Origin of the sequence: Enterobacter sp. P82 (genome assembly GCF_037053385.1) — a bacterium.
In the GTDB taxonomy this organism is placed as follows: domain Bacteria; phylum Pseudomonadota; class Gammaproteobacteria; order Enterobacterales; family Enterobacteriaceae; genus Enterobacter.
In genome coordinates, this window is sequence record NZ_JBALHX010000001.1 from 1,850,456 (window position 1) to 1,876,734 (window position 26,279).

25 protein-coding genes and 1 tRNA gene are annotated in these 26,279 nt (G+C 51.7%); 22 read left to right on the top strand and 4 right to left on the bottom strand.

Going from position 1 to position 26,279, the window contains the following annotated elements; translation table 11 throughout:
- Window positions 1-18: 18 nt before the first annotated feature.
- The 10 genes from glmS to cobO all read left to right on the top strand — a co-directional run bounded on the left by glmS (window position 19) and on the right by cobO (window position 11,110).
- Complete coding sequence (gene glmS, locus WB237_RS08885) at window positions 19-468, top strand: methylaspartate mutase subunit S (protein WP_028019184.1); 450 nt, start codon at window positions 19-21, stop codon at window positions 466-468.
- Window positions 468-1,856, top strand: a complete 1,389-nt coding sequence (gene glmL, locus WB237_RS08890; protein ID WP_336212374.1) for a methylaspartate mutase accessory protein GlmL — start codon at window positions 468-470, stop codon at window positions 1,854-1,856. The genes glmS and glmL overlap by 1 nt, the downstream gene beginning before the upstream one ends.
- Window positions 1,857-1,874: 18 nt before the next feature.
- A complete protein-coding gene (locus WB237_RS08895) occupies window positions 1,875-3,320 on the top strand; it encodes a methylaspartate mutase subunit E (protein WP_336212376.1) in 1,446 nt (481 codons plus the stop codon).
- Complete coding sequence (locus tag WB237_RS08900; protein ID WP_336212378.1) at window positions 3,320-4,561, top strand: methylaspartate ammonia-lyase; 1,242 nt, start codon at window positions 3,320-3,322, stop codon at window positions 4,559-4,561. The genes WB237_RS08895 and WB237_RS08900 overlap by 1 nt, the downstream gene beginning before the upstream one ends.
- Window positions 4,562-4,564: 3 nt before the next feature.
- A complete protein-coding gene (locus WB237_RS08905) occupies window positions 4,565-5,935 on the top strand; it encodes an acyclic terpene utilization AtuA family protein (RefSeq protein WP_114978323.1) in 1,371 nt (456 codons plus the stop codon).
- On the top strand, window positions 5,932-6,249 hold the full coding sequence (locus WB237_RS08910; RefSeq protein WP_114978324.1) for a DUF4387 domain-containing protein: 318 nt from the start codon (window positions 5,932-5,934) through the stop codon (window positions 6,247-6,249). The genes WB237_RS08905 and WB237_RS08910 overlap by 4 nt, the downstream gene beginning before the upstream one ends.
- Window positions 6,250-6,414: 165 nt before the next feature.
- Window positions 6,415-7,707, top strand: coding sequence for a dicarboxylate/amino acid:cation symporter (locus tag WB237_RS08915; protein WP_336212382.1), 1,293 nt, complete (start codon window positions 6,415-6,417; stop codon window positions 7,705-7,707).
- Between the two features lie 54 nt (window positions 7,708-7,761).
- On the top strand, window positions 7,762-8,763 hold the full coding sequence (glsA, locus tag WB237_RS08920) for a glutaminase A (RefSeq protein WP_336212384.1): 1,002 nt from the start codon (window positions 7,762-7,764) through the stop codon (window positions 8,761-8,763).
- 79 nt (window positions 8,764-8,842) lie between these two features.
- A complete protein-coding gene (locus tag WB237_RS08925; protein ID WP_442892505.1) occupies window positions 8,843-10,498 on the top strand; it encodes a class I fumarate hydratase in 1,656 nt (551 codons plus the stop codon).
- Between the two features lie 9 nt (window positions 10,499-10,507).
- Window positions 10,508-11,110, top strand: a complete 603-nt coding sequence (gene cobO, locus WB237_RS08930; protein WP_108090313.1) for a cob(I)yrinic acid a,c-diamide adenosyltransferase — start codon at window positions 10,508-10,510, stop codon at window positions 11,108-11,110.
- A 47-nt stretch (window positions 11,111-11,157) separates the two neighbouring features.
- Here cobO and WB237_RS08935 read toward each other — a convergent pair whose 3' ends face one another.
- On the bottom strand, window positions 11,158-12,063 hold the full coding sequence (locus WB237_RS08935) for a LysR substrate-binding domain-containing protein (protein ID WP_336213542.1): 906 nt from the start codon (window positions 12,061-12,063) through the stop codon (window positions 11,158-11,160).
- Between the two features lie 245 nt (window positions 12,064-12,308).
- On the opposite strand from WB237_RS08935, the gene WB237_RS08940 reads away from it, so the two are divergent.
- Window positions 12,309-12,452, top strand: a complete 144-nt coding sequence (locus tag WB237_RS08940) for a hypothetical protein (protein WP_336212388.1) — start codon at window positions 12,309-12,311, stop codon at window positions 12,450-12,452.
- Window positions 12,453-12,566: 114 nt separating this feature from the next.
- On the opposite strand, the gene WB237_RS08945 is transcribed toward WB237_RS08940, so the two are convergent.
- Window positions 12,567-12,654: transfer RNA gene (locus WB237_RS08945), tRNA-Ser, on the bottom strand.
- Between the two features lie 279 nt (window positions 12,655-12,933).
- Between WB237_RS08945 and WB237_RS08950 the strand changes: the two genes are divergently transcribed.
- The 4 genes from WB237_RS08950 to WB237_RS08965 all read left to right on the top strand — a co-directional run bounded on the left by WB237_RS08950 (window position 12,934) and on the right by WB237_RS08965 (window position 16,983).
- Window positions 12,934-14,070: a D-alanyl-lipoteichoic acid biosynthesis protein DltD gene (locus WB237_RS08950; RefSeq protein ID WP_336213544.1), complete on the top strand. Its 1,137-nt coding sequence runs from the start codon at window positions 12,934-12,936 to the stop codon at window positions 14,068-14,070.
- A gap of 128 nt (window positions 14,071-14,198) precedes the next feature.
- Window positions 14,199-15,317, top strand: a complete 1,119-nt coding sequence (locus tag WB237_RS08955; RefSeq protein ID WP_336212390.1) for an MBOAT family O-acyltransferase — start codon at window positions 14,199-14,201, stop codon at window positions 15,315-15,317.
- Complete coding sequence (locus tag WB237_RS08960) at window positions 15,314-16,747, top strand: AMP-binding protein (RefSeq protein ID WP_336212392.1); 1,434 nt, start codon at window positions 15,314-15,316, stop codon at window positions 16,745-16,747. Before WB237_RS08955 ends, WB237_RS08960 begins: the two co-directional genes overlap by 4 nt.
- Window positions 16,748-16,764: 17 nt before the next feature.
- On the top strand, window positions 16,765-16,983 hold the full coding sequence (locus WB237_RS08965; protein ID WP_114978339.1) for an acyl carrier protein: 219 nt from the start codon (window positions 16,765-16,767) through the stop codon (window positions 16,981-16,983).
- Window positions 16,984-17,082: 99 nt separating this feature from the next.
- On the opposite strand, the gene WB237_RS08970 is transcribed toward WB237_RS08965, so the two are convergent.
- Both WB237_RS08970 and WB237_RS08975 read right to left on the bottom strand, forming a co-directional pair.
- Window positions 17,083-18,117 (bottom strand): BamA/TamA family outer membrane protein, encoded by a 1,035-nt coding sequence (locus WB237_RS08970; RefSeq protein ID WP_336212395.1) that lies wholly within the window; start codon window positions 18,115-18,117, stop codon window positions 17,083-17,085.
- Between the two features lie 72 nt (window positions 18,118-18,189).
- Window positions 18,190-18,699, bottom strand: a complete 510-nt coding sequence (locus WB237_RS08975) for a hypothetical protein (RefSeq protein WP_336212397.1) — start codon at window positions 18,697-18,699, stop codon at window positions 18,190-18,192.
- A 646-nt stretch (window positions 18,700-19,345) separates the two neighbouring features.
- On the opposite strand from WB237_RS08975, the gene WB237_RS08980 reads away from it, so the two are divergent.
- From WB237_RS08980 to WB237_RS09010, 7 genes are read left to right on the top strand one after another with little or no spacing between them, the layout of a single operon-like run.
- Window positions 19,346-19,888, top strand: a complete 543-nt coding sequence (locus tag WB237_RS08980; RefSeq protein ID WP_336212399.1) for a fimbrial protein — start codon at window positions 19,346-19,348, stop codon at window positions 19,886-19,888.
- Between the two features lie 52 nt (window positions 19,889-19,940).
- Window positions 19,941-20,612: a fimbria/pilus periplasmic chaperone gene (locus WB237_RS08985; RefSeq protein WP_336212401.1), complete on the top strand. Its 672-nt coding sequence runs from the start codon at window positions 19,941-19,943 to the stop codon at window positions 20,610-20,612.
- A gap of 46 nt (window positions 20,613-20,658) precedes the next feature.
- On the top strand, window positions 20,659-23,232 hold the full coding sequence (locus WB237_RS08990) for a fimbrial biogenesis usher protein (RefSeq protein WP_336212403.1): 2,574 nt from the start codon (window positions 20,659-20,661) through the stop codon (window positions 23,230-23,232).
- Complete coding sequence (locus WB237_RS08995; protein ID WP_336212405.1) at window positions 23,232-24,269, top strand: fimbrial protein; 1,038 nt, start codon at window positions 23,232-23,234, stop codon at window positions 24,267-24,269. Before WB237_RS08990 ends, WB237_RS08995 begins: the two co-directional genes overlap by 1 nt.
- A gap of 9 nt (window positions 24,270-24,278) precedes the next feature.
- Window positions 24,279-24,818 (top strand): fimbrial protein, encoded by a 540-nt coding sequence (locus WB237_RS09000; RefSeq protein WP_336212407.1) that lies wholly within the window; start codon window positions 24,279-24,281, stop codon window positions 24,816-24,818.
- A 9-nt stretch (window positions 24,819-24,827) separates the two neighbouring features.
- Complete coding sequence (locus tag WB237_RS09005; RefSeq protein ID WP_336212409.1) at window positions 24,828-25,355, top strand: fimbrial protein; 528 nt, start codon at window positions 24,828-24,830, stop codon at window positions 25,353-25,355.
- A complete protein-coding gene (locus WB237_RS09010) occupies window positions 25,348-26,040 on the top strand; it encodes a fimbria/pilus periplasmic chaperone (protein WP_336212411.1) in 693 nt (230 codons plus the stop codon). Before WB237_RS09005 ends, WB237_RS09010 begins: the two co-directional genes overlap by 8 nt.
- Window positions 26,041-26,279 lie beyond the last annotated feature (239 nt).

Sequence of the window (26,279 nt, forward strand, 5' to 3'; positions counted from 1 at the left end):
CCCTACAGAGGATTACCCATGAAGAAATCAACACTTGTTATTGGCGTCATTGGTGCTGACTGCCATGCGGTAGGCAATAAAGTTCTGGACCGTGTTTTTACTTCCCATAATTTTCACGTAATCAATCTTGGTGTGATGGTGAGCCAGGATGAATATATTGATGCGGCCATCGAAACCGGGGCTGATGCTATTGTCGTTTCATCCATCTACGGCCATGGCGACATCGACTGTCTGGGGCTGCGTGAGCGCTGCATCGAACGCGGTATCGGCGACATCCTGCTTTTTGTGGGCGGTAATCTGGTCGTGGGTAAGCACGATTTTGCCGACGTCGAAGCCAAATTCAAAGAGATGGGTTTCAACCGCGTTTTCGCCCCAAGCCACGACCTGGAAGACGTCTGTCAGCTGATGGCGAACGATATACAGCAGCGTCAGCGCGTTGAAGAGCTTTGTCTCGAAGAGGGCTTCTGATGCAAATCGTCTCAGTCGACATTGGTTCGACGTGGACCAAAGCAGCACTCTTCACACCGGAGGGTGATGCGCTAACGTTGGTCAACCACGTTCTGACCCCGACGACGACCCACCACCTGGCGGAGGGGTTCTTTACCAGCCTGAACCAGGTGCTAAACGTTGCCGATGCGCGACCTTTGCTGAACAGCGGGGACGTTACGCTGAAATACTCCTCGTCGGCAAAAGGTGGGCTCGCCGTTGCCGCAATGGGTCTGGTGCCGTCGATCACCCTGGAATCGGCCAAAGTCACCGCCCATTCGGCGGGTGCCAAAATCGCCCAGTACTACTCCTACAAACTTAACCGCCACGATATTCGGGCGCTGGAGGATTCTCCACCGGACATTCTGCTGTTCACTGGCGGTACGGACGGCGGAGAAGAGAGCTACGGTCTTGCCAATGCCCGCGCGCTGGCAGCGTCAAAGCTGGATTGCGCCATTATCTACGCTGGAAACCGCGATATTCAGGACGACGTGCAGGCTATTCTTGGCCACAAAGATCTGATTACGGTCGACAACGTTTTGCCTGACCTCGATCACCCGAATCCGTATGCCGCCCGCAAGGCCATCTGCGATGTCTTTCTGTCCCGCATTGTGAAGGGAAAAGGGCTGGACGTTATCGTCGGGGAAACCGGCGAGGAGCCGATGCCAACACCGTGGACCGTCTACGAGCTGGTGAAAGCGATCAGCGACGTCGACAGCGCGTGGAAAGAATTCATGCTGATCGACATGGGCGGTGCCACCACCGACGTCTATTCCGCCAGCGCCAACATGCTCTCCCCGGATACCGTTCTGCACGGCGTGCCTGAGCCATTTGTGAAACGCACCGTAGAGGGAGAGCTCGGTATGCGCGTCTCGGCGGTGGTGGTCGGCGAAAGTACACACGAACTGGTGAACGCGGTGTTTGCCCATCAGCCTCAGCGCAAGGAAGCGTTTTATGGCTATCTGCGCCATCTGGTCGCACATCCGGATTATCTGCCTGTCACCGAAGAAGAAAAACATTTCGACACGCTGCTGGCCGGGCTGTGCGTTGGGTACGCCAGTGAGCGCCATGCTGGCACCAAAAAACAGGTCTGTACCTGCGTAGGTAACGTCGATTTGCAGGTGGGGCGCGATCTGACCACCGTGCGCAAAGTGGTCGGCTCCGGGGGATGGCTCTCCCGCGCCAGTCAGTTTGATGTTCACCGCTGGCTGAAGTACCGCGAGCTGGACGACAGCAGCAGACGCGTGCTTTTACCCGGGCAGTTTGATTATTACCGCGATGCAAAAGGTCTGCTTCCTCTGCTGGCGAATGTCGCCAGGCTGGACCCGCAGGCGGCGGCTCGCACCAGTATTCATTGTTTAACCCTATAAAACCTAAGGCAGCAACGAATGGAACTTCGAAATAAAAAGCTAACCCATGACGAATTCATGACTGAGCGGCAACAGGTCTTACAAACCTGGCATACCGGCAAGGACGTTGAGAACTTCGAAGATGGCGTGAAGTACCAGCAAACCATTCCTGAGCAAAAACGCTTTTCTCACGCTCTACTGAAGGCGGACCAGGAAGGTAAAACCCTGAGCCAGCCGCGCGCTGGCGTAGCGCTCATGGATGAACATATCGCCCTGCTCAAAACGCTGCAGGAAGAGTGCGATTTGCTGCCCAGCACCATTGATGCCTACACCCGTCTGAATCGCTATGAAGAGGCAGCGGTAGGGATCCAAAAATCCATCGAAGCGGGCACCTCCAAACTTAACGGCTTACCGGTCGTTAACCACGGCGTCGCCGCCTGCCGTCGCATGACTGAAGCGCTGGAGAAACCGATTCAGGTACGTCACGGCACGCCGGATGCGCGCATGCTGGCGGAGATCGCAATGGCCAGCGGCTTTACCAGCTATGAAGGCGGCGGTATCTCGTACAACATCCCGTACGCTAAGCGCGTCACCCTGGAAAAATCTATCCGCGACTGGCAGTACTGCGACCGCCTGATGGGCCTGTACGAAGAGAACGGCATCCGTATCAACCGCGAACCGTTTGGCCCGCTGACCGGCACCCTGATCCCGCCGTTTGTGTCCCACTCGGTGGCGATTATCGAAGGTCTGCTGGCGCTGGAACAGGGCGTGAAGTCAATCACCGTCGGCTACGGCCAGGTCGGTAGCCTGACGCAGGATATCGCTGCTATTCAAGCTCTGCGCGAACTCTCCCACGAATATTTCCATAACCACGGCTTTGACGATTACGAGCTGAGTACCGTCTTCCACCAGTGGATGGGCGGCTTCCCGGAAGATGAGTCAAAAGCATTTGCCATTATCTCCTGGGGTGCAGCGGTTGCCGGTATGTCCGGAGCGACCAAAGTGATCACCAAGAGCCCGCACGAAGCGTTCGGTATTCCGACCGCCGCCGCAAACGCCCAGGGTCTGAAGGCCTCACGTCAGATGCTCAATATGGTCAGCGATCAGAAATTCCCTCCGTGCGCCGCCGTTGAGCAGGAAGTCGAGCTCATTAAGAGCGAAGTCCGCGCCGTGCTGAAGAAAGTCTTCGAGCTGGGCAACGGTGATGTTGCGCGCGGAACAGTGCTGGCGTTTGAAGCTGGCGTGCTGGACGTACCGTTTGCTCCTGCCTCCTGCAACGCGGGCAAAATCCTGCCGGTGCGTGATAACGCCGGTGCGATTCGCGTCCTGGAAGCCGGTGCGGTTCCGCTGCCGAAAGATATTCTCGCCCTGCATCACGATTACGTCGCCGAGCGCGCGCGTTTTGAAGGACGTAAACCCTCATTCCAGATGGTTGTTGATGACATCAACGCGGTATCCCACAGTAAATTAATAGGAAGACCATAATGAAAATTAAACAGGCCCTTTTCACCGCAGGCTACTCCTCATTCTATTTCGACGATCAGCAGGCCATCAAAAACGGTGCCGGGCATGACGGGTTTATCTATACCGGCGCTCCGGTAACGCCAGGATTTACGTCTGTTCGTCAGGCGGGTGAATGCGTATCCGTACAGCTGATTCTGGAAAACGGCGCAGTGGCGGTGGGCGATTGTGCAGCGGTGCAATATTCAGGTGCAGGTGGCCGTGACCCGCTGTTCCTGGCTGAACACTTCATCCCGTTCCTTAACGATCACATCAAACCGCTGCTGGAAGGCCGTGACGTTGATCGATTCCTGACGAACGCCCGTTTCTTTGACGAACTGCGTATAGATGGCCATCTGCTGCATACCGCCGTACGTTATGGCCTGTCGCAGGCGCTGCTCGACGCGGCGGCCCTGGCGACCGGTCGTCTGAAAACGGAAGTCGTTTGTGACGAGTGGCAACTGCCGTGCGTCCCGGAAGCCATTCCATTATTTGGTCAGAGCGGTGACGACCGCTATATCGCCGTCGACAAGATGATCCTCAAAGGTGTTGATGTACTGCCGCATGCGCTTATCAACAACGTGGAAGAGAAGCTGGGCCTGAAAGGGGAAAAACTGCGTGAGTATGTACGCTGGTTATCCGACCGCATCTTAAGCCTGCGCACCAGCCCGCGCTATCGCCCGACGCTGCACATTGACGTGTACGGCACTATCGGTCTGATTTTCGATATGGACCCGGTCCGTTGCGCCGCGTATATCGCCAGCCTCGAAAAAGAGGCCCAGGGCCTGCCGCTGTACATTGAAGGGCCGGTGGATGCGGGTAATAAGCCGGACCAAATCCGCCTGCTGAGCGCCATCACCCACGAGCTGAGGCGCCTGGGTTCCGGCGTGAAAATCGTTGCGGATGAGTGGTGTAACACCTATCAGGACATTGTGGATTTCACCGATGCGGGCAGCTGCCATATGGTGCAGATAAAAACCCCGGACCTGGGCGGTATTCACAACATCGTTGATGCGGTGCTGTATTGCAACAAACACGGCATGGAAGCCTATCAGGGCGGTACCTGTAACGAAACGGAGATCAGCGCCCGCACCTGCGTGCACGTAGCCCTCGCCGCTCGCCCGATGCGCATGCTGATCAAGCCGGGCATGGGCTTCGATGAAGGTCTTAACATCGTGTTTAACGAAATGAACCGCACCATCGCACTGTTGCAAACTAAGGATTAAAAGATGGCACGTACATTTAAGATCTTATCGCCAACGGCAATCCTGGGCTATGGCTTCCCGGAAGAGAGTTTTCGTAAAGCTATGGAAGAATCGCCGGATCTTATTGCTGTTGACGCGGGCTCTTCCGACCCTGGTCCCCACTACCTGGGGGCAGGTAAACCTTTCACCGATCGGGCGGGGGTAAAACGCGATCTGCGCTATATGATCGTGGCTGGCGTTAAGCACAATATTCCGGTGGTGATCGGTACCGCGGGTGGCTCCGGTGCCGCGCCGCATCTGGAGTGGTGCCGGCAGATAATCCTCGAGATTGCTCAGGAAGAGAAACTCTCATTCTCTATGGCGCTGATCCCCTCGGATGTCGATAAAGCCACCGTGCATCAGGCGCTGGATAACGGGAAAATCACTGCCCTGGACTTCGTCCCGGAGTTGACCCACGAGGCCATCGAGGAGAGCACCTATATTGTCGCGCAGATGGGTATCGAGCCTTTCCAGCGGGCTCTTGCGGCCGGGGCGCAGGTGGTACTGGGCGGACGAGCATACGATCCGGCCTGCTTTGCCGCACTGCCTATCATGCAGGGCTTCGATGAAGGTCTGGCGCTGCATTGCGGTAAGATCCTTGAGTGCGCGGCGATTGCTGCTACGCCGGGTTCTGGCTCCGACTGCGCGATGGGCATCATTGACGATAACGGCTTTACGCTGAAAACGTTTAATCCGAAGCGTAAATTCACCGAAACATCGGCTGCAGCGCATACCCTGTATGAGAAATCCGATCCGTACTTCCTGCCGGGACCGGGCGGCGTCCTGAACCTGAAAGGGTGCAGCTTCAAAGCGGTCAACGAGGGCGAAGTGTACGTCAGCGGTTCCCGTCACGAAGAAACGCCGTATGCGCTGAAACTTGAAGGTGCCCGCCGGGTCGGCTTCCGCTGTCTGACCATTGCCGGTACGCGCGACCCGATCATGATTGCCGGGATCGATAACATCCTCGAAGAAGTGCAGGTCAGCGTGAAGCGCAACCTCTCGCTGAATGACGACAGCATCCGCATGACGTTCCACCTGTACGGAAAGAATGGCGTGATGGGCAACCATGAGCCAATGCAGTCTGCCGGGCACGAACTGGGAATTTTGCTGGACGTGGTGGCACCCACCCAGGATATCGCCAACAGCGTCTGTTCGCTGGTGCGCTCTACCCTGCTGCACTACGGCTACGAAAACCGGATCGCCACAGCGGGCAACCTCGCGTTCCCGTTCTCCCCTTCCGATATTCAGAGCGGCCCGGTGTATGAGTTCTCAATCTATCACCTGATTGAAGCGAGTGACGCGCTACGGTTTGATTTCCACATCGAGCAGGTCACGCCAGAAGGAGTTCAGTTATGAAACACAGTATTTGCTCACTGGCGCAGGTCATTCGTTCTAAAAATGCGGGGCCGTATGAGCTGGTTCTGGATATTTTATTTAAAACGCATGAAGACTATCAACGGGTAAAAGCCTCGGAGCAATTAACGCCACAGCTTATTGCCCGTTTATATAACGTTAAGCCTGACTTTATACATCGCATTATCTGGTTCGACCCGGCCAATGCGGTCAAAATTGTCATGCCTCGCGATATTATCTCCGGCAACGTCGGTGACAATGATGTTTATGGTGCCCAGCAGCATGCGCCGTTATTAAGTATTGAGTTTGAGCTGTAACACTACAAATACAACAACGTCCATTGGGATATAGATATTTGCTGTATCACTGTATTCCAGATAATTCATGCGGTTGGTCACAACAAACGTGCGTCTGAGCGGTTCGTCATGGCTCAGACGCACGCGACCCTACACATTAACCAACCTTTATCCGATGGAGTAAACATGAAAAAAATAAGCTTAACGAAAATGATCATATTAGGTTTGATACTCGGCATGATAGCCGGGGTGGTCATTAATAATATGGCATCAGCAGATACAGCAAAATCGTATTCACAAGATATTTCTATTTTCACCACCATATTCTTACGTATGGTGAAAATGATTATCGCCCCACTGGTCATTTCAACCCTGGTGGTTGGTATAGCCAAAATGGGTGATGCTAAAACACTCGGCCGTATATTCTCCAAAACCTTTTTCCTTTTTATTTGTGCCTCGCTGCTGTCGATCGCGCTGGGGCTGGTTATCGTCAACATCTTCCAGCCTGGCGCAGGCATTAACTTTGTCGCCCATGACGCCGGGGCCGTTGCGGCCGTTCAGTCCGAACCGTTCACGCTGAAAGTGTTTATCTCTCACGCGGTACCGACCAGCATCGTTGATGCTATGGCCCGCAACGAGATCCTGCAAATCGTGGTGTTCTCGATTTTCCTCGGCTGCAGCCTGGCGGCCATTGGCGAGAAAGCCGAGCCCATCATTAAGGTGCTCGACTCTCTGGTGCATGTGATGCTGAAGCTGACGGGCTACGTCATGCTGTTTGCACCGCTGACCGTGTTTGCCGCGATCTCCGGACTGATTGCCGAACGCGGTCTGGGTGTGATGGTCAGCGCAGGTATTTTCATGGGCGAGTTCTACATGACGCTCGGCCTGCTGTGGGCGATTCTGATTGGCCTTTCCACGATGATTGTCGGTCCGTGCATCAGTCGTCTGACAAAAGCGATCCTTGAACCTGCGCTGCTGGCCTTTACGACCTCAAGTTCAGAAGCGGCTTTCCCGGGCACGCTGAACAAACTGGAAAAATTCGGCGTCTCCTCGAGGATTGCCAGCTTTGTCCTGCCTATCGGCTACTCCTTTAACCTGGTCGGCTCAATGGCCTACTGCTCGTTTGCTACCGTGTTTATCGCCCAGGCGTGCAACATCGAACTGAGCGTTGGCGAGCAGATCACCATGCTGCTGATCCTGATGCTGACCTCGAAAGGGATGGCGGGCGTGCCGCGTGCATCGATGGTGGTTATTGCCGCCACGCTCAACCAGTTCAACATTCCGGAAGCGGGCCTGATTTTGCTGATGGGCGTCGATCCGTTCCTCGACATGGGTCGTTCCGCCACCAACGTGATGAGTAACGCGATGGGTGCCGCTATCGTCGGGCGCTGGGAAGGCGAACACTTTGGCGTCGGCTGCCGCGGCAAGGTTCCTGCCAAAGAAAGTACCACTTCAGACACAGAAATCGCCATGTATTGATTACAAAGGCCAACCGTCGTTGGCCTTTTATCTTCCGATTTACAGGATAGCCCCATGAAGATAAATATTTTCGGCGTCAGCCTCTTATCCGTCAGCCTGTTGTTTAGCGCCGCCGCGCTGGCGCAACCCACGCCGGACTACACGCAGCTGCTTGAGCAGGCTCACCAAAAATTTAAAGGTAATCATGAGGGGAAAGTCGCCGATTACATCCCCGCCCTGGCGACCTATAGCCCCAACAATTTCGCCATCACCCTTGCCACGGTCGACGGCAACATTTATCAGGTCGGCGACGTAAAAAAAGCGTTTCCAATGGAGTCGCTGAGTAAAGTGTTCACCCTGGCGCTGGCGATGGAGCAGCGTGGTCCGCAGGAGGTGCTGGATAAACTCGGTGCCAGTGCGACCGGTCTGCCCTTCAACTCCGGCTTAGCGGTTGAGCTGACCAAAGGTGCGCCGGAAAACCCGCTGGTAAATGCGGGGGCGATGAGCACGGTAAGCCTGATCGAGGCGAAAGATAAGACCGACCGCTGGAACAAAATTCTCAATAACCTGAATGCGTGGGCCGATGCCTCGCTGGCCGTCAACGAACCGGTGTTCAAATCTGAAATGGAGACCAATCAGCATAACCAGGCGCTGGCGATGCTGATGGCATCCTACAACAGCTTTTATGGCGATACCCGGGAAGCCGTCGAAATCTATACCCGCCAGTGTTCCGTAGACATCACCGTTGAGCAGCTCGCCAAAATGGGCGCGGTGCTGGCAAACAAAGGCAAATCACCTTTCAACGGTAAGCAATTGCTGAATGAACGCTACGTACCGCAGGTTCTGGCGGAAATGGCGATTGCCGGGCTGTACGACAGCAGCGGTAAATGGCTGTACACCGTTGGGATCCCGGCGAAGAGTGGCGTCGGCGGCGGCATGGTTGCCATCGTGCCCGGGCAATACGCCATCGCGGTCTATTCGCCACCGCTGGATGCCGCCGGGAATAGCGTCCGCGCCCAGCAGACAATTGCGTACGTCGCTGAGGCGACGCAGGCCAATCTCTTTTTAGCCCATTGATCCCAACCGGCTGTGATTTTGTAAGCCGGGCGTGGCAGCTGCGCCAGCGCCCGGCAAAAACGACCACAAAGTGAGAAGTATTATGTCTAAACCATTTGTCTGGCAGGAATTGTTTGTTCAAAGTAACGATACGACGGAATATGAACTCCTCAGCACGCAACACGTTACGGTGACGGAGTTAGAGGGCGAGGAGGTCATTAAGGTGGCGCCTGAGGCATTGACCCTGCTGGCTCAGCAGGCCTTTTATGAAGCCTCATTTTTCCTGCGCGCCGGACATTTAACGCAGATAGCCAGCATCCTGCACGACCCGCAGGCCAGCAGTAACGATAAATATGTCGCCCTGCAGCTGCTGCGCAATGCCGAGGTATCGGCAAAAGGCATTCTGCCAAACTGTCAGGATACCGGCACGGCCACCGTTGTAGCGAGCAAAGGCCAGCACGTCTGGACCGGCGGTGATGACGCCGAAGCGCTGAGCAAGGGAATTTACGCCACCTTTAGCGAGTGTAACCTGCGCTACTCGCAAAACGCACCGCTGGACATGTATACCGAGGTCAACACCCAAACCAACCTGCCGGCACAGATAGACATCAGCGCCACGCCGGGGAGCGAATATCGCTTCCTGTTTGTCAATAAAGGCGGCGGTTCGGCTAACAAAGCCGCGCTGTTCCAGGAAACGAAATCCATTCTGCAGCCGGAGAAGCTCACCGCGTTCCTGATCGAGAAGATGAAGTCGCTCGGTACCGCGGCCTGCCCACCGTATCACATTGCCTTTGTGGTCGGCGGTCTCTCTGCCGACCAGGCGCTGAAGGTGGCGAAGCTGGCCTCAACGAAATATTATGACAACCTGCCTACCAGCGGAAACGAACTGGGCCAGGCGTTCCGCGACACGGCGCTGGAAGCCACGCTGCTCAACGCCAGCCGCGAATTCGGCATCGGCGCCCAGTTTGGCGGCAAGTACTTCGCGCACGATATTCGCGTCATCCGCCTGCCGCGCCACGGCGGTTCCTGTCCTGTCGCCATGGCACTCTCCTGCTCAGCCGACCGCAATATCAAAGCGAAAATCAACAAACACGGTATCTGGCTGGAGAAGCTGGAGCATAACCCAGGGAAATATATCCCGGAGGCCAGCCGTGAGGAAAACGACGCCCGAGCCGTACAGATCAACCTGAACCGCCCGCTGCGTGAGATCCTGCGCGATATGTCCGCCCTGCCGATCGGCACCCGGCTGTCGTTAAGCGGCCCGATTGTGGTCGCCCGCGACATCGCCCACGCAAAAATCAAAGCGCGGCTGGATAACGGCGAGCCGATGCCGGAGTACATGAAAAACCATATCGTCTATTACGCCGGGCCGGCGAAAACACCGGAGAATCAGGCCTGCGGCTCCCTCGGCCCAACCACCGGCGGGCGCATGGACGGCTATGTCGATGCGTTTCAGGCCGCGGGCGGAAGCCTGATCATGCTTTCCAAAGGTAACCGCAGCCAGCAGGTCACCGATGCCTGCCATAAACACGGTGGCTTCAACCTCGGCAGTATCGGCGGTGCGGCGGCTCTGCTGGCACAGCAGTTCGTTAAAAGCCTGCGCTGCCTGGAGTATCCCGAACTGGGCATGGAGGCGGTGTGGATGATGGAGGTCGAAAATCTGCCCGCCTTTGTGCTGGTTGACGACAAAGGGAATAATTTCTTCAGCCAGTTTGAGCAGCAGCATCGCTGTGCATCCTGCCCTGCCGGACATTAAGGAGCCATTATGGAAGCGCGAGCTAACGCAGACAGACACCGCCAACGGCAGCAAAAGCGTAAAGAGCAGGTTGATACCCGCGTAGCGGCGGCGACAGAGAAGAGAGGAATTCTGATCGTCTTCACTGGCAACGGAAAAGGCAAGTCCACTGCTGCCTTCGGCACGGCAACGCGTGCCGTCGGACACGGTAAAACCGTTGGCGTCGCGCAGTTTATTAAAGGTCAGTGGGATAATGGCGAATACAACACCCTGCATCCGCTCGGCGTCGAGTTTCACATTATGGGCACCGGCTTTACCTGGGAGACACAAAACCGGGAGACGGATATTCAGGCCGCAACGGCTGTGTGGCAGGAGAGTAAACGCATGCTGGCTGACCCGAGTTACGACCTGGTAGTTCTGGATGAACTCACCTATATGCTGGCTTATCACTATCTGGATACTCAGGAAGTGATCGCGGCGGTTGAGAATCGTCCGGTGCAGCAGACCGTGATCGTCACCGGACGCGGTTGCCACTCGCAATTACTGGCGCTTGCCGACACAGTTAGCGAAATGCGCCCGGTAAAACACGCATTTGACAGCGGTATTCAGGCACAGGAAGGCATTGACTGGTAAGCATGCCGGTACCGGATGGCGCGCTATGCTGTCGCCATCCGGTATTTTTACTCCACCGGAGACAGTACTGATTTTTGAAGTAGCCACTCGCGGAAGGTCTGTAACGGCAGGGACTGAGCCTTTTCCTCCCGCCATGTCATGATGAAGCGGTTACCGGTGCGGATAGGAACATCACAGGGGATAACCATCTCGCCACAGTCCAGGTCATGCTGGATGGCGAAGCGGGGAAGCAGCGCGACCCCAAGGTTCGATCGTACTGCGGCAATCAGCATCGAGAGGAGGTCAAAACGCGGGCCAAGATTCACATCCGGACTGGTAATACCGGAAAGCGCAAACCACTCCTGCCAGCCATTGACGCGAGTGCTTTGGTGTAACAGTGGAAATTCCCTTAGCAGCTCCTCAACCCCCAGTTTCTGCTCCACACTGGGGAGCAAGCTTCGGCTGCAGACCGGCAGGATCTCTTCTTCAAATAAATAATCGACCTCCGACCACGGAGGACAAAAATCTGCGCGCATAATAGCCGCATCGTACTCACGATTTAAAAAATCGCCGATATTAGCCAGCGAGTGAATGTTAACAATAATATCAGGATTTAATTTATTAAACTCCCATAAATTAGGGATCAGCCAGTGCGTGCTGAAGGTGGGATTTACCGCCAACTCCACCACCTGAACGGCAGGCTGCCAGCTCATTATCATATTTGTATCGCGCTCCAGCCTATTAAACGTCTCTTTCACGATATTCAGATAATGCTTTCCAGCTGCATTTAGAAAAATCCGTTTTTTAGCATGGTTAAATAATGAGGTGTGTAAAAACTCCTCCAGGGCCGTCACCTGTCTGAACACTGCACTCTGCGTTAACGCCAGCTCTTCTGCGGCGCGGGTATAGCTTTCGTGACGCGCCACAACTTCGAACGTCACCAGCAACTCGCTCTTGGGGATTTTTCCTCTCATCATGTCTTCCATTCATGGTGGGTAATAGTAATTTTTTGAAGCGAATAAACCCTGCTTCAGAACGATACCGCCATTATATTTTAGTTATGTTCTGTCGGCAGTGATCCACACCATGATTTAATCAGTTTTGCGTGTCAGACCAAACTATTTGCAGAAAATTAAATGAAACATGAAAAATTATTAAGAACCTGTTCACTTTGATGTCTCACGTAATGGAGACAGCGTCTTATTATACGAAAAAACGTATGGGCATTAAAAATAGTAATAGCCAGGGCTGGACGTTAAAAAATATAAAACAAATCATTATGCTAAAATTTGAGCAGGATTTTGTGCGTCCTGTTGATAACGCGCTGCGCACCCAGGTTGCTGGGACGCGCCGCTGCGGTTGATATTCACCGGTATGCCAGAACGCCGTTCCAGCGTCACATCAGCACGACTGAATCGCATGCTGAAACCGGCTAAAACAAAAAACCCAGGTCGCATAACGACCTGGGTTTCGAATTTGGCGGAAGCGTAGAGATTCGAACTCTAGAACCCTTTCGGGTCGCCGGTTTTCAAGACCGGTGCCTTCAACCGCTCGGCCACGCTTCCAAAGTGAGGCGCACTATAAACATCTATTAGCGCCTTGTAAAGCAGGAATTTTTCTATTTTTCCTCACAGGCGTTTAACTGCGCAAAAAGTCACCCAGATGCTTACCTCGCATCAGCCTCTGCGCCCTTGTACATACCGTAACACAGCAACGCTCATCCGTTTAATTCGCTCTGGTATAGAATGCCATAAAAACAGACGGCCATTTGTTGTGTAATTGTTATAAATCTGAATGACAACAGACTTTAAAAAATTACTGTCATGTACTCTTACTGGTTGATGATGAAAATCAAAAATTCGCTTTGCTTACACATCCTGATGGCGACCCTGGCCATTTTGTTCCTGTGTGTTCACCCGTTGGTGACAAGCTTCGATCCGCCCCTCACCTTCCAGCCGCTGATTAAATCAATGGCGGGAACGCCTAAAGAACAAGCGGAAAAAATAACCACCATTTCCCATGCCTTAGAAGGGAATGCTATTTTCTTCATCGGTGCATCAGAGGTCGCCACCTCTGAAGATGAGCATTACGCTGTATATAATTACTTTAATAAGCAATTGCACAAACCCGTCGTGGCGTATGGTGATGCGTTTGTCGACGACGAAACGCAATTCTTACTGTTCTCACGTTTTAAAAATAGCCTTAACGCAAACAGTAAAGTTGTTTTGCTTCTGGCACCAGACAGTTTTTACTCAAAAGGTCTGCCTCCTGCTATCTATGCCGATAATTTCCCGGGTTCTATTTTTAATCCGCTGATGAAAGATCCGCAGGCACGCCCGTTACTGGTCAATTACTTAAAGCATATTGATGCGAAAGAGATAAGCCATTTAACCTTTGGTCAAATGCGTGTCTTTGGCTGGCATCCTGACCTCATTTGGGATGAGGTCAGTTTTCAGTTTGCCAACTTCTGCACCATGATCAAAAACGACTGGCTGGCGATGCTCAACGTCACACCCCAGACGGTACAGCCCTGGCCGCAGCAGCCAACAACCCACATTACCCCTGACTGGGATAAAGAGCTGGCGAATGCGCGCGAGTTAAATAAAACACGCCAGCAGAGCGCGGCCACGCTGTGGATGGACAAAACGATTTACGATGAAGACGGTAAACCGCAACAGTGGGATGACACGCCGGTCGTGCCTGCGCAAATCGCCGCGTTCAGTAAAACCGTTCAGCTGCTGAAAGAACGTCACGTGCAGGTGATTGCTATCGTCGACCCGGTTAATCCCTGGGCACTTTACAATACCGATACCTTCCGCCCGGTTGATAAGCAAATTATAACCATTCTGGAAAAGAACCAGATCCCTTATTTAGATATGTACGCCATGCCTTATCAGAATGGCTGGAACTGGGATCGTTTGCACCCTTCCGAACTGGCCTGGGTTCCTATGATTCGCTTTATTGCACAGAGTTTTAAATAATGAAAATCGCGATCCGTCTTTTTTTCCTTTATCTCCTGCTGGCGATCACCATTGTCGCGTGGACCTCTGTTGATGACAGCATGAGTATGCAGCTGCATTTTGAATATCAAAAGTTCTGAGGCCAAACGATGTATAGCTCAGGAATGTTTTTTGTCTATTTGTTCTCATCCGCCCTGGTGTTTGCGGCGGTTAACTGCGTATTACGCCATCGTCTGACTTATTTATCTGCGTTATCCGTTCTGGCCACATTAGGTTGGGGTTATATTTTTCAGGGTGATTACCTTGTTCCCGTGGCCGTGTTTTTCAGTTTTTATGCTTTCGCCACGTTAAAAGCGAAAGGATGGTTAAAAACGTGGCAGGCGGTCGTTTTAACATTATTGCCGTTGTTCCTGGTGAAGTTACACCTAAATAACCACTGGGGCATGATCGGCCTCTCTTTTATGACGTTTCGCGCAGTGGATGTATTGCTCTATCGCAGTAAAAAAGAAGGCCAGAATTTCCTGCATTATTTCTGCTATCTCTTTATGCCTTTTATTATCCTGGCTGGCCCTATGTACCGCTGGCGGACATGGATGAATGATGTCAGCAAGCCCGTGTTTGCGCTGAACCGTGAACAGTTTTTAGTGGCTTTAGAGCAAATCATTACCGGCATTGTCCAGAAGTTCCTGTTTGCCATGCTGATTGATTCGCTTGTCGTGCAGCCCTGGAGCCATAAGCCGTTTACGCTGACCGTGGGTGTGGTGATGTCGATTGCCTATAGCGCCTACCTCTACTTTGATTTTGCGGGTTACAGCAATATGGCCATCGGCGCAGGCCGCCTGTTTGGCCTGAATATTCCGGCAAACTTCAATATGCCGCTTCTTGCGAAAAACCCGCAGGATTTCTGGCGTCGCTTCCACATCAGCCTGTCTGAATGGCTGCGTGATGTGGTCTTTATGCCCGTCTATATGAACCTGATGAAGTTCAATTTTTTCCGCCAGAACAAAACACTGGCGCAAAATATCGGTATTTTTTGCACCCTGTTTTGTATGGGGGCATGGAATGGCCTGGAGCGCCATTACGTCATCAGCGGCGCGTTGTTTGGCGTCATTTCTGTTGCTCATAACATGCTGCTGTGGTCAGCCAAACGCAGCCCGGCATTGAACCGGGGATTACAGTATCCGGCTGTTGCATTTTTGGGGCGAATTCTGACGCTGGGAAGCGCCGCGGGCTCCCTTTACATCTTTAGTGGAATGTCACCTCTATGAAAAATCACTCTGACCTTCAGGAACTGCAGGATTTCTTACGTGCGGCGTTGTTCGATCCCGCCGCCCCGCAGCAACTGGCCATCACCGGCAGCGACGACGCCTTAAGCTGGTTGCAACTTTCCTCCGCCGTGGCGGACTGGGTACAGCGTTATCGACGCTGCCAGCCTGTCGACGGTACACCGGTCGTATTGTACGGTCATCAGCAGGCTGAGTTCGCGGTGGCTATTTATAGCTGCCTGCTGCACAACATTCCGTACATCCCAGTGGACTGTATTTACCCGCAGGAACGACTGCGTGAGATCTGCCATCTGGCCAGTTCCCCTTACTACTATGACGTGGCAACAAAGCAGTTCATTGCCACCGGCGAAGCGGGCAAGGTTCTGGAGGAGCAGGATCTGGCCTATATCATGTTTACCTCAGGCAGCACCGGCAAGCCTAAAGGGGTGCAGATAGGACGTGAAAGCGTGTGGCACTTCATGAAATGGGTCAGCCAGGACTTTTCACTGCCGGAAAAACCGGTCCTGATGAACCACGCGGTGTTCAGCTTTGACCTCTCCTTGATCCCTTTGCTGGCGAATCTGGCAATGGGCGGACACATCGTGCTGAATGCCAAAGACGATATTCAGAAAGAGAACTGGCTGGAGCGACTGAAAATCAACGCCGTTTCGGCCTGGGTTTCCACCCCCTCTTTTGCATACCAGCAACTGCTTTCCCCGCAGTTCAACAGCGAATATTTGCCTGCACTGAACGTCTTTATCTTTATTGGTGAAGTGTTAAATAAAGCGCTGGTTAAACAGTTACGCCGCCGTTTCCCGCAGGCCAAAATCATTAACTCCTATGGCCCCACAGAAGCGACCATCGCGACAACCGTGGTCGAGATAACGGATGAGATCCTCAACAGCGACAGCGCCGTGCTGCCGGTTGGGGTCATGATGCCCGATAGCAGAATGGAAATTTCCGCCGAGGGCGAGCTGATTATCTGGGGTAAAAACGTCATGCGCGGCTACCTCGGTCTCCCACAGGAGAACGCTGCAAAATTACTGCGTCGGGAAAGTGAAATGTTCCGCGGTTACCGGACAGGCGACCTGGGCTATGAAGATGGGCTCATCTATTGCCAGGGCCGCAACGATAGCCAGGTCAAGCTGAATGGTTACCGCATTGAGATCAACGAGATTGAAAACCGTCTGCTGGCTATGTCCGGCATCAACGAAGCCGTGGTGCTGCCGCTGATGAAATCCTGCGGCAGCGTGCTGCGCATTGCCGCGTTCTGCGTGACGGATATGGCGCCGGAGGCGATCAAAACCTCGCTGTCGAAAGTGGTTCCACACTATATGGTGCCTTCACAAATTATCGTAAAAGACGCTTTGCCGCTGAATCCTAACGGCAAAATTGACCGCAAGTTGCTGGACGCTTACGCCCGCACAAATTAATGACTCCAGGAAAAATTATGGAACAAGAAATTCTCGCCCTGTTCGAAAAAGTGTTATCCCGCAAAGTGGGCTTTCACGATGAACTGATTGAATCCGATATTCTCGACTCCATTCTGGCGGTCGATATGGTACTGGAAGTGCAGGACGTCTACGGCTGTATGATCCCGCCGACCGACGTTGCAACGGTGTTGAAAACCCCGGCGGAGCTGGCTCGCTATATTGAAGAGAACCGCTAAACACCCCTGACGTTAACGTTGTTCTGAAGGCTCTGGAGGGTAGCTCCAGGGCCATGCCGAAACCTGAGTAACATGAAGGTTTCGCCTCTCATTGCCCGCTTACAGCCCGGTGCCCACGTTGAAATAAACCGCCTGTTCATGGTCGCTGAAGGCAATATCAATCCCCGAATGCAGGCCATATTCTTTGGCAATCACATAGCGAAACCCGGTTCCCCAGGCGACTTCCGCCGTTTTATAGATATCACTGGCGCGGTCTGCTGCGCTACCTGCGCCGACGAACCCTTGTACCACCCACTGCGGTGTTGCTTGCCAGGCAATTTGAGTCTGTACCGTGCTGACATCTTCACCCTGATAGCGGTAGCGAGAGATGCCGCGAAGCGCAATATAGGGGCGAGCCATGGGCGGCAGGTGTTTGTCCTGATTTGCCAGCATTTGATAGTTAGCAGCAAGGGATAAGTTCCAGCGGGGCGAGAGCGGGATAAAAAATTTGCTATCAAGCGTCATTAAATCGTAGCGATAATCGCCCCCGAGGTAGTGGCCATAAAACTGGTATTCACCGCTAAGAGAAATCCCCTGACTGGGCCAGAAGAAATTATCGGTGGTATCATACTCCGCCACGATACCCAGCCCCGATGACGTGCTGGTTTCACCCAACACCCGTTTCCATACGTTATTGATAGCCGGATTGTCCGGTGACGAAATATCCATTTTTGCCCAAAACTGTGACGCGCCAAAAAAGAAAGGCGTATCCTCCATGCGAAACAGCAACTTTTGCGTTCCGCCATAGCCGCGGGTCTCAGCTTCAACAGAGCGATCATGACTAAAGCCGTCGATGTCACCTGAGTAGATTTCCAGATTAATATTCGCGTAGCCCCCTGCCACCAGATAGCGTATGCGGTCATCCTGCCAGGTATGACGGTGGCCACCCCCAACAAACCAGGTGCCATTCTGCGTCCCACCTCCACCAAAGCCTGTCATAGCCGGGGGGATAAAGCGGTTGTTCACCTGCTTGCCTTTTCCGTGCAAAAAAAGCCCAAACAGGCCACCACCGAAGCCTACCGCCGGTTCCGTAATCACCATCGGTATGGGCAGAAATCCATAGGGGGAGTCCTGCAGGTAATGGCTCATATCCATTATGCTATTCTCCTCCTCCGGGCGACTGTACCGGTGATATCATTTGCACCTTAAACAAGCAGTTTAAACACATTAATTTTGCGTTGCCGTTTGTTGCGGGTCGTAGTTGATCTTCGATTTATTAACTTCACGGATGATCATCGGACTTATATCGCGGTATTTATTATTTTCAGTTATATTTCGATTATATACCACAATAGATAATTTATTTTTAAGCCTGTAATTTTCAATTGCTTCATTAATAACCAACATACTTTTCATTCGGATATGATTAGTTTCATTTCTGAACTGGTTATTTAAGTTTGTCATATCAACAAAACGGTTCTCGCGCCGGAGCGGTTCGGGCATATTGGCGTAAGCATTTTCAAGGTTCTTCATATCATTCTCAAGACGTTTCTTGATAACCTCACTCTGGGCCTTTTCCTGCGTCAAAATAGTGGATTCTGTGAGGACGCGCTGCACATCAACATAAGCCAACGCATTATTATCCTGATGTCGCGTATGTATTTTTTGCACGAAATAGACCGCTAAGACAGAGAAGATGACGACGGCGAGCGTTTTCTTTTTTTCTAAAAGTTTCATAGTTCCTTACCGGCTCCTTTATACGCTTACCGCTTTCATTTACCCGGCTCCGGCTACAAAAAGTGAACCTGAATCAGGATGAATGCCAGCAACGAAATGGGATACAGCATCAGTATAGACATTTTTATTTACCTCGCGAGTTACCGTGAAAAATCAGTCATACGTGTGCGAAGCAGGTCAAGAATCAGAGTGTTTTGTCAGGGTACAGGCGAACCGACTCGACCTGGGAAGAATACGTTGTAAAAAAATCGCCATGATTTCGCGTTGTCGAAAGACCTTCGCCAGTGAGCGATGATCATGGATATGGCAAGGAAAAGTAGTGCAAAGTGGAAGGAGGCCAATATGTTACTTCGTACCAGACCCATTAAAATTCAAAATTTCTATTTTTTTAAATTTATATATCAACACTATCAGCAAGCAGTCTTCTTGGTATAACCATACAAATCATGTAAGTTAGATTTTAGACAAACAAGGAGTGACGTCAAAAAGGGAAAATAGAAGACAAACACACAGCAATAGTCAAACCTCTGAAAGAAGAACGATAAAAAGTGACATTTATTTACCAATAACTGCCACCAAAGGATTATCAATATTTCAACTTAAACCACCCCTAATTTATTAGGATAAAAGGAAAATAAGGAAAACTATGAAATTAATTAAAACGACCCTGGCTTTCGTTGTAACCGCAGCAATTTCTTCTGGCGTAGTACACGCAGCAGAAACAACCGTATCAGGCGGTACTATTAACTTCACAGGCCAGGTTGTCGATGGCGCATGCGCCGTCTCTGCTGACAGCCTGAACCAGACGGTAGCATTGGATCAGGTTCGCGCTTCTCGCCTGCAAACTGCCGGCCAGGCCGCGGGCCAGGCAAAATCCTTCAACATCAAGCTGGAAGATTGTGACACCACCGCATGGTCAAACGTTGCTGTGACTTTTAACGGTCAGTCAGACGCGAACACAGTTGGAGCCTTAGCCAACACCGCCGGTGCCGGTGCAGCCACAAACGTTGCTTTGCAACTGTACGGTCAGGATGGTAATGCCATGACTCTGGGCACGGCAGGTAATGCTACCACCATGACTACCGGCGAAAACATCCTGCCATTTAGTGTGGACTATGTTGCCACTGCCGGTGCTGCTACCGCAGGTGGCGTAGCCGCTGTTGCCACCTTCACCACCACCTATTCCTGAGTGAATGGTAAGCCCCGTTGGCGGGGCTTTTTCTCTGAAGACGTATATCAATATGAAAATATTCAAAATAGCCATCACGGCAACCCTGCTTAATCTCACAGGTTTCAGTGCTGCTCATGCGGGTGGAATTGCACTCGGCGCGACGCGAGTAATCTATAGCGAAAATGAAAAGCAAATTTCATTACCGTTATATAATACGTCAGAAAACATGAGTTTTCTTGTACAAACCTGGATTTCACGCGCAGATGGTTCAAAGGCGGCTAACTTTGTCGTCACTCCGCCATTATTTGTCCTTAAGCCTAAAAAAGAGAATAAGTTACGTATTATTTACACCGGCCCAATGCTGCCTCAGGATCGGGAATCCGTTTTTTATATCAATAGTAAAGCCATACCTTCAGTCCCGAAAGAATCGCTTAAGGGTAATACCCTGCAGATTGCTACACAAAGTGTCATCAAATTGTTCATGCGTCCGGAAGGTTTACCGTCACGTTCTGTCGATGCCCCTGCAACTATAACCTGCCATGTCGAGTCCGGGAAAACAGTGATCAATAACCCTTCCCCTTATTACGTGACGTTAGTACAGCTCAGCATCGGCGGAAAAAAAATGGCGAACAATATGGTCGCCCCAAAATCCTCATTAACAGTGGCAGGCCAGGGCGACGTCAAATTCAGCACCCTTAATGATTTCGGTGCGAATACGCCACAACAGCACTGTCGCTCCTGACAGGAACTCCGCTTTGCCGAACTCGTTAAAAGGAAACTTGTCGACGATGGTTAACAAATATTATAAAAGAACTACACTTGCGTTTTTTATATCGCTTGCCACCATCAATTGCTACGCAGAAAATATTTTCAACCCGGCATTTCTCTCTGCCGACCCTGATGCCGTAGCCGACCTTTCCCGATTTCAAAATGGTAATCAGGCTCCCGGTCAATATCGCGTAGATATATGGGTAAATGATATTTTTCAGTCCTCGCAAGATATTACCTTTGTAGTTGATACCAACGACCAAGCCTCACTGGACGATACCGGTCTTCGGCCTCAACTTACCCTGAAAATGCTTAAATCGATGGGATTGAATGTCACCGCGATCCCTGAACTTACTGCATCGGACCCGAACGCGACCATCGACATTGCCCGGGTTATCCCTGGTGCTCGCACGGAATTTGCCTTCGACCAACAACGCCTGAACATTACCGTTCCCCAGGTTGCCATGCTTAATACCGCCCGTGGCTATATACCTCCCTCGAACTGGGATGAAGGTATTACAGCACTGATGTTTAATTACACGTTCTCGGGATCGGATACGCATGATGACGAATCAAACAGAAATTATTTCCTGGGGCTGAATAGCGGGTTTAACTATGGTCCCTGGCGTCTGCGGGATTACGCTACCTGGAACTACAGCGACGGGTCATCTGGTGAAAACCACTGGAACCATATTAATACCTATCTGGAGCGCGCGATCATTCCACTGCGTAGTGAACTGGTGATCGGCGACAGCACGACCCCATCAGATGTGTTCGACAGCATTGGTTTCAGGGGCGTCCAGTTAGCGTCTGACGATAATATGCTCCCCGATAGCCTGCGCGGTTTTGCGCCGGTCGTGCGAGGTATTGCCAAAAGTCACGCACAGATCACCATTAAACAGAACGGTTATACCCTTTACCAGACTTACGTTCCGCCCGGTGCTTTCGAAATTAATGACCTTTTCCCCACCTCGTCAAGTGGTGATCTTGTCGTGCAGGTAAAAGAAGCTGATGGCAGCGTGAACATTTACAGCGTGCCTTATTCCAGTGTGCCGGTTTTACAGCGAGAAGGTCACATAAAATATGCCCTGACCGCCGGGGATTACCGCAGTAATAACGATCAGCAAGACAGCGTTGGGTTTGTACAATCTACGTTGATCTACGGTTTACCCGCCGGTGTGACAGCCTATGGTGGAACGCAGCTGGCCAGCCAGTACAAGGCCTTCGCATTAGGTCTTGGAATCAATGTCGGCCAATTTGGCGCCATTTCAGCTGATGTGACACAGGCCAAAAGTAGGCTTATCGACGGAAGCGACCACAGCGGTGCTTCTCTTCGTTTTTTATATGCGAAGTCCCTGAATGAGCTGGGTACAAACTTCCAGTTACTTGGTTATCGCTATTCGACAGAAGGTTTTTATACCCTCGAAGAAACGACCTGGAAAAAGATGTCCGGGTTTATCGAGGATGAAAGCAATACGGATAATAACGACGAGTCACCGTATGTCGACTATTACAATTTAAATAACAATAAGCGTGCAAAGTTCCAGGTTAACGTGTCGCAACAATTAGGTCAGTACGGGTCGATTTATCTCAGTGGCAGCCGTCAAAGCTACTGGAAAACGAATGAATCCAATACGTTGCTACAGGCGGGTTACAGCGGAAACCTCAAGGGTGTCTCCTGGAATGTCAGCTACAGTTACAACAAAATTCCGGGGTTAGGCGATGCCGACAAGCGTATTGCGTTCGGTTTCTCAGTTCCTCTGAGTTTGTGGCTCTCATCAGGCGACGATATTACCCAGCAGCATCACGAAGCCTACGCCAGCTATAACTTCAGCCATGACCAACACGGTAATTCTTCTCACAGCGCAGGAATTAACGGGACGTTGCTGGAGGACAATAATCTCAACTATAGCGTCCAGCAAGGATATCAAACCGGCAGTGAAAACAACGCAAACGGTGCGGTGAACATCGGCTACGACACCTCCTGGGGAAGCTCCAGCATGGGATACAACTACAGCGATAACGGCGACTACCAACAGCTTAATTACAGTTTGCGTGGCGGAATTGTCATCCATGACGAGGGTATAACCTTCAGCCAGCCGTTGGGTGACACCAATGTTCTTATCGCCGCACCAGGAGCGAAAAATGTCAAAGTCGATGATGTTGAGGGCCTTAAAACGGACTGGCAGGGTTATGCCGTGGTGCCTTTTGCCACAACATATCGCCGTAACCGAATGTCCCTGGATACCACTAATATGCCAGCTAACGTTGAACTGGAAGAGAACGTGGTCAACGTTGTCCCTACCCGTGGTGCGCTGGTGCGTGCCGAATTCAATCCTCATGTGGGTGCCCGCGCGTTAATTAACCTCACACACAATGGTAAGCCGCTTCCCTTCGGAACAATGGTTAGCACAGACCAAAACAGCAGCATTGTTGGCGATGCCGGCCAGGCCTATTTGTCAGGACTGTCGCTTGAGAGTGATATCGTTGCCAAATGGGGTGCGGGAGACCAACAGACATGTACTGGCCATTACCGTCTTCCTGAGGATGCTGCCGGGAATACAATAAATACATTGAACATAGAGTGTCGATAATGAAAGCCCTGAAACATACTCTCATCGCAAGCGGACTCTTGTTCGTTGCCTTATCACTGCAAAATGCCTGGGGTTATACCTATACCTGTTATTCCCGTACGGGAACACCTAACCCCATCATCGCCAGTTTTGGGACTTACACGATTACAGTCCCCTCCGAGAACGTGCCGGGTCAGACCTTTATGTCGGCAGCCACCTGGAGCCAGAGCGTCAGTAGCCACATTCGATGCGATGAACCGACTACAGGCAACCGTTATCGTTACTTCTCTGCAGGCTCCACGCTAACACCGACCACCAATGATGGACACCAGTGGTACTATATCAATGAGTACCTGGACAGTACCGTCGCACTGAATATTATGGGGGCTGCACGCTACGTCCCCTTCAGGAATGTTCGCGGTGGTTTGGCGAATGATGCGGCCACAAATACCAAGGTCAACGGCGGAGGGTCAGGTAAACTCGATCTCCGTTTCAAGAAAGCCGTTATGGGTAGCAGCGATTTTGAAAATGTCCATGTGGCCGATTTTTATGTCACCAAGAGTACAACTGCCACCAGCCCTGAGCCCGTCGCACAGATTTTCTTAAGCGGTACGGTGGTGGTACCCCAGAATTGCGTCATCAATGCCGGAACGGTGATTTCACTGGATCTGGGGGAAATGTACAGTTCGGATTTTATCTCCGTGGGCGAGAAGCCACGTAATGTAAATGCCAAATCCTTTAATGTTCCCGTGTCATGTAACTACGGGGCGTCGCTGGCGAATCTGACCTTGCGTGTGGACGGAACGCCTGCCACCAGTGTACCCGATGCCCTGGAGACCACGAACCCGGATGTCGGCGTCAAAATCACCGCGTCTGATGGTATGACGCTACGCCCCGCAGATACCAGCAGCGCCATTCCGATTACGTTGGACATGGTCGACAGTGATACTTACACCACCAACATCTCGCTACAGGCCTATCCTGTCAGCACCACTGGCATGCCTCCCGCCGAGGGGACATTTACGGCCCTCGCGATACTGCGCATTGATTTCGCCTGAGGATAAAAAATGAAACTTAAACATTATTCAATGGCAGTTCTGGCCTGCGTGATATCAACAGGGTTAAGCGTACAAGCCCTTGCCAGCTCGCCTAATTTGCAGATCACTGGCACGATATTGTCACGGACCTGCGATGTTGCCAGCGATAGCCAGAATATGGACGTCGATATGGGGCAATTCAACGCCAGCTCGTTCACCTCTACCGGTGCCACCTCGCCAGCCACTCAGTTCAACATCCATTTAACTGGATGTGGCTCGAAAGCATCTGGGGCAAAAATGGTGTTTTCCGGCACATCCGATGCCACTAACCCGTCATTACTGGCTCTGTCGGATACGTCTGGTCAGGGTGGTATGGCATCAGGTGTCGCCATAGAGATACTTGATAATACACAGCAACCTATCGCAGTAAATACGGTAACGTCGGGTAACTTTCCTCTTACACCAGGGGACGTCATGCTGCCGTTTTATCTGCGTTATAAATCCACACAAAACAGTGTCACTCCCGGAAATGCCTCGGCAGTGATGTATTTCGATATTCAATATCAATAGGACGATCACGTGACACGCTTTTCTGTGAGTTTATCCGTCTCTGCAACATTGCTGCTCTTTACGCTGACCACGCATGCCTATGATGGCACGGTAAATATCACCGGCAGGATCACAGATAATACCTGTGTTGTTTCGGCAGATTCGACCACCCTGACCGTAGATATGGGAAATATTGCAAAAGCGCAGTTTACGCGTGCCGGAGAAGGGGGGCCCTATCAACCTTTTACACTTCATCTTGAACGATGCGGGGATGCTGCGAAGCGAGTAAGCGTTACCTTTTCAGGTATCCAGGACACGGTGGCACCGGACTTTCTGAAACTGGACACGAATACATCTGGCGCACAGGGCGTTGCTCTCGGTCTCTATAATAGCGATCAGACCCTTATTCCGTTAAATACGCCGTCAGCGGCGACCGATCTGGTGACGAACCAGGCAAACGTCACTCTCTCTTTCTATGCTCGCTTCCTCGCCAATGGCAGCCCGGTTCGCTCTGGTTCTGCAACGGCCTCCACGACTTTCACCATGAATTATGATTAAACTTCTCACCGCAGTATTTTTGACCGCTTATACCACTACCGCCCTTGCTGGCGTCAGCATTGGTGGAACACGTTTTATATATAGTGAGAAAGCCCGTGCGTTAACAGTACTTGTCATGAACAGCAGTACTGAAACCTGGTTAATTAACACCCATATCACCTCGGGTGGGACATGGAACGGTGTCCGCCCCTCACCACAACCCGCACCGTTTATTATTGCCCCTCCCCTGTTTGCGTTAAAAGGGAAGAAACAAGGTACGCTGAGAATTCTGAAAACCGCGCAGACGTTGCGGCAGGATAGGGAAACGCTTTTTACACTCAGCATTGCAGCTATTCCTGCCGGAAACGCCACAGGCAATAGTGTGCAGGTTGCGCCCCGTTCCCTGTTGAAATTGTTTTACCGCCCGACAGGGCTACAGGGTAAGCCCCAGGACGTTAATAAACAGCTACGCTGGAGACAAGTGGACCGAAAGGTTGAGGTCAACAACCCTACGCCCTATTACGTCACACTGGTTAATCTTAACGTTAATGGGCTGATTGTTCGTGACCCAGGCATGGTCGCCCCCTTCAGTACCCGCCAGTTGGCAGAGTGCGACCCAGCTTCACGTTGTGTTTTGAGCTGGCAAAGTATTAATGATTATGGCCGCGTGATGCCCAAAACTACCGTTGAGCTATCAGATAAATAGTCAGGAAACTACCATTTGCCTCTTTGATCGTGACGTCTAAATCCACGCACTTATTGAATATAAATAATCTTTGTCTGCTGAGTATTGATAACGCTGTTCATCAACATCCTTCAGCATTTTAAATATAACTATTTTAAAAAATCAAACAACCCGTCACAGATTTTAAAAAAAACAATCAAACATCATTTAAACATTTAAAATTAAAGGGTTGCGCTAAATCCAACAATGAAAAGATAACG

Excerpts from the sequence above, each read along its gene's own strand:
- glmS (WP_028019184.1), top strand. The coding sequence starts at position 19 with ATGAAGAAATCAACACTTGTTATTGGCGTCATTGGTGCTGACTGCCAT.
- glmL (WP_336212374.1), top strand. The coding sequence starts at position 468 with ATGCAAATCGTCTCAGTCGACATTGGTTCGACGTGGACCAAAGCAGCA.
- WB237_RS08895 (WP_336212376.1), top strand. The coding sequence starts at position 1,875 with ATGGAACTTCGAAATAAAAAGCTAACCCATGACGAATTCATGACTGAG.
- WB237_RS08900 (WP_336212378.1), top strand. The coding sequence starts at position 3,320 with ATGAAAATTAAACAGGCCCTTTTCACCGCAGGCTACTCCTCATTCTAT.
- WB237_RS08905 (WP_114978323.1), top strand. The coding sequence starts at position 4,565 with ATGGCACGTACATTTAAGATCTTATCGCCAACGGCAATCCTGGGCTAT.
- WB237_RS08910 (WP_114978324.1), top strand. The coding sequence starts at position 5,932 with ATGAAACACAGTATTTGCTCACTGGCGCAGGTCATTCGTTCTAAAAAT.
- WB237_RS08915 (WP_336212382.1), top strand. The coding sequence starts at position 6,415 with ATGAAAAAAATAAGCTTAACGAAAATGATCATATTAGGTTTGATACTC.
- glsA (WP_336212384.1), top strand. The coding sequence starts at position 7,762 with ATGAAGATAAATATTTTCGGCGTCAGCCTCTTATCCGTCAGCCTGTTG.
- cobO (WP_108090313.1), top strand. The coding sequence starts at position 10,508 with ATGGAAGCGCGAGCTAACGCAGACAGACACCGCCAACGGCAGCAAAAG.
- WB237_RS08935 (WP_336213542.1), bottom strand. The coding sequence starts at position 12,063 with ATGAGAGGAAAAATCCCCAAGAGCGAGTTGCTGGTGACGTTCGAAGTT.
- WB237_RS08940 (WP_336212388.1), top strand. The coding sequence starts at position 12,309 with ATGGGCATTAAAAATAGTAATAGCCAGGGCTGGACGTTAAAAAATATA.
- WB237_RS08950 (WP_336213544.1), top strand. The coding sequence starts at position 12,934 with ATGAAAATCAAAAATTCGCTTTGCTTACACATCCTGATGGCGACCCTG.
- WB237_RS08955 (WP_336212390.1), top strand. The coding sequence starts at position 14,199 with ATGTATAGCTCAGGAATGTTTTTTGTCTATTTGTTCTCATCCGCCCTG.
- WB237_RS08960 (WP_336212392.1), top strand. The coding sequence starts at position 15,314 with ATGAAAAATCACTCTGACCTTCAGGAACTGCAGGATTTCTTACGTGCG.
- WB237_RS08965 (WP_114978339.1), top strand. The coding sequence starts at position 16,765 with ATGGAACAAGAAATTCTCGCCCTGTTCGAAAAAGTGTTATCCCGCAAA.
- WB237_RS08970 (WP_336212395.1), bottom strand. The coding sequence starts at position 18,117 with ATGGATATGAGCCATTACCTGCAGGACTCCCCCTATGGATTTCTGCCC.
- WB237_RS08975 (WP_336212397.1), bottom strand. The coding sequence starts at position 18,699 with ATGAAACTTTTAGAAAAAAAGAAAACGCTCGCCGTCGTCATCTTCTCT.
- WB237_RS08980 (WP_336212399.1), top strand. The coding sequence starts at position 19,346 with ATGAAATTAATTAAAACGACCCTGGCTTTCGTTGTAACCGCAGCAATT.
- WB237_RS08985 (WP_336212401.1), top strand. The coding sequence starts at position 19,941 with ATGAAAATATTCAAAATAGCCATCACGGCAACCCTGCTTAATCTCACA.
- WB237_RS08990 (WP_336212403.1), top strand. The coding sequence starts at position 20,659 with ATGGTTAACAAATATTATAAAAGAACTACACTTGCGTTTTTTATATCG.
- WB237_RS08995 (WP_336212405.1), top strand. The coding sequence starts at position 23,232 with ATGAAAGCCCTGAAACATACTCTCATCGCAAGCGGACTCTTGTTCGTT.
- WB237_RS09000 (WP_336212407.1), top strand. The coding sequence starts at position 24,279 with ATGAAACTTAAACATTATTCAATGGCAGTTCTGGCCTGCGTGATATCA.
- WB237_RS09010 (WP_336212411.1), top strand. The coding sequence starts at position 25,348 with ATGATTAAACTTCTCACCGCAGTATTTTTGACCGCTTATACCACTACC.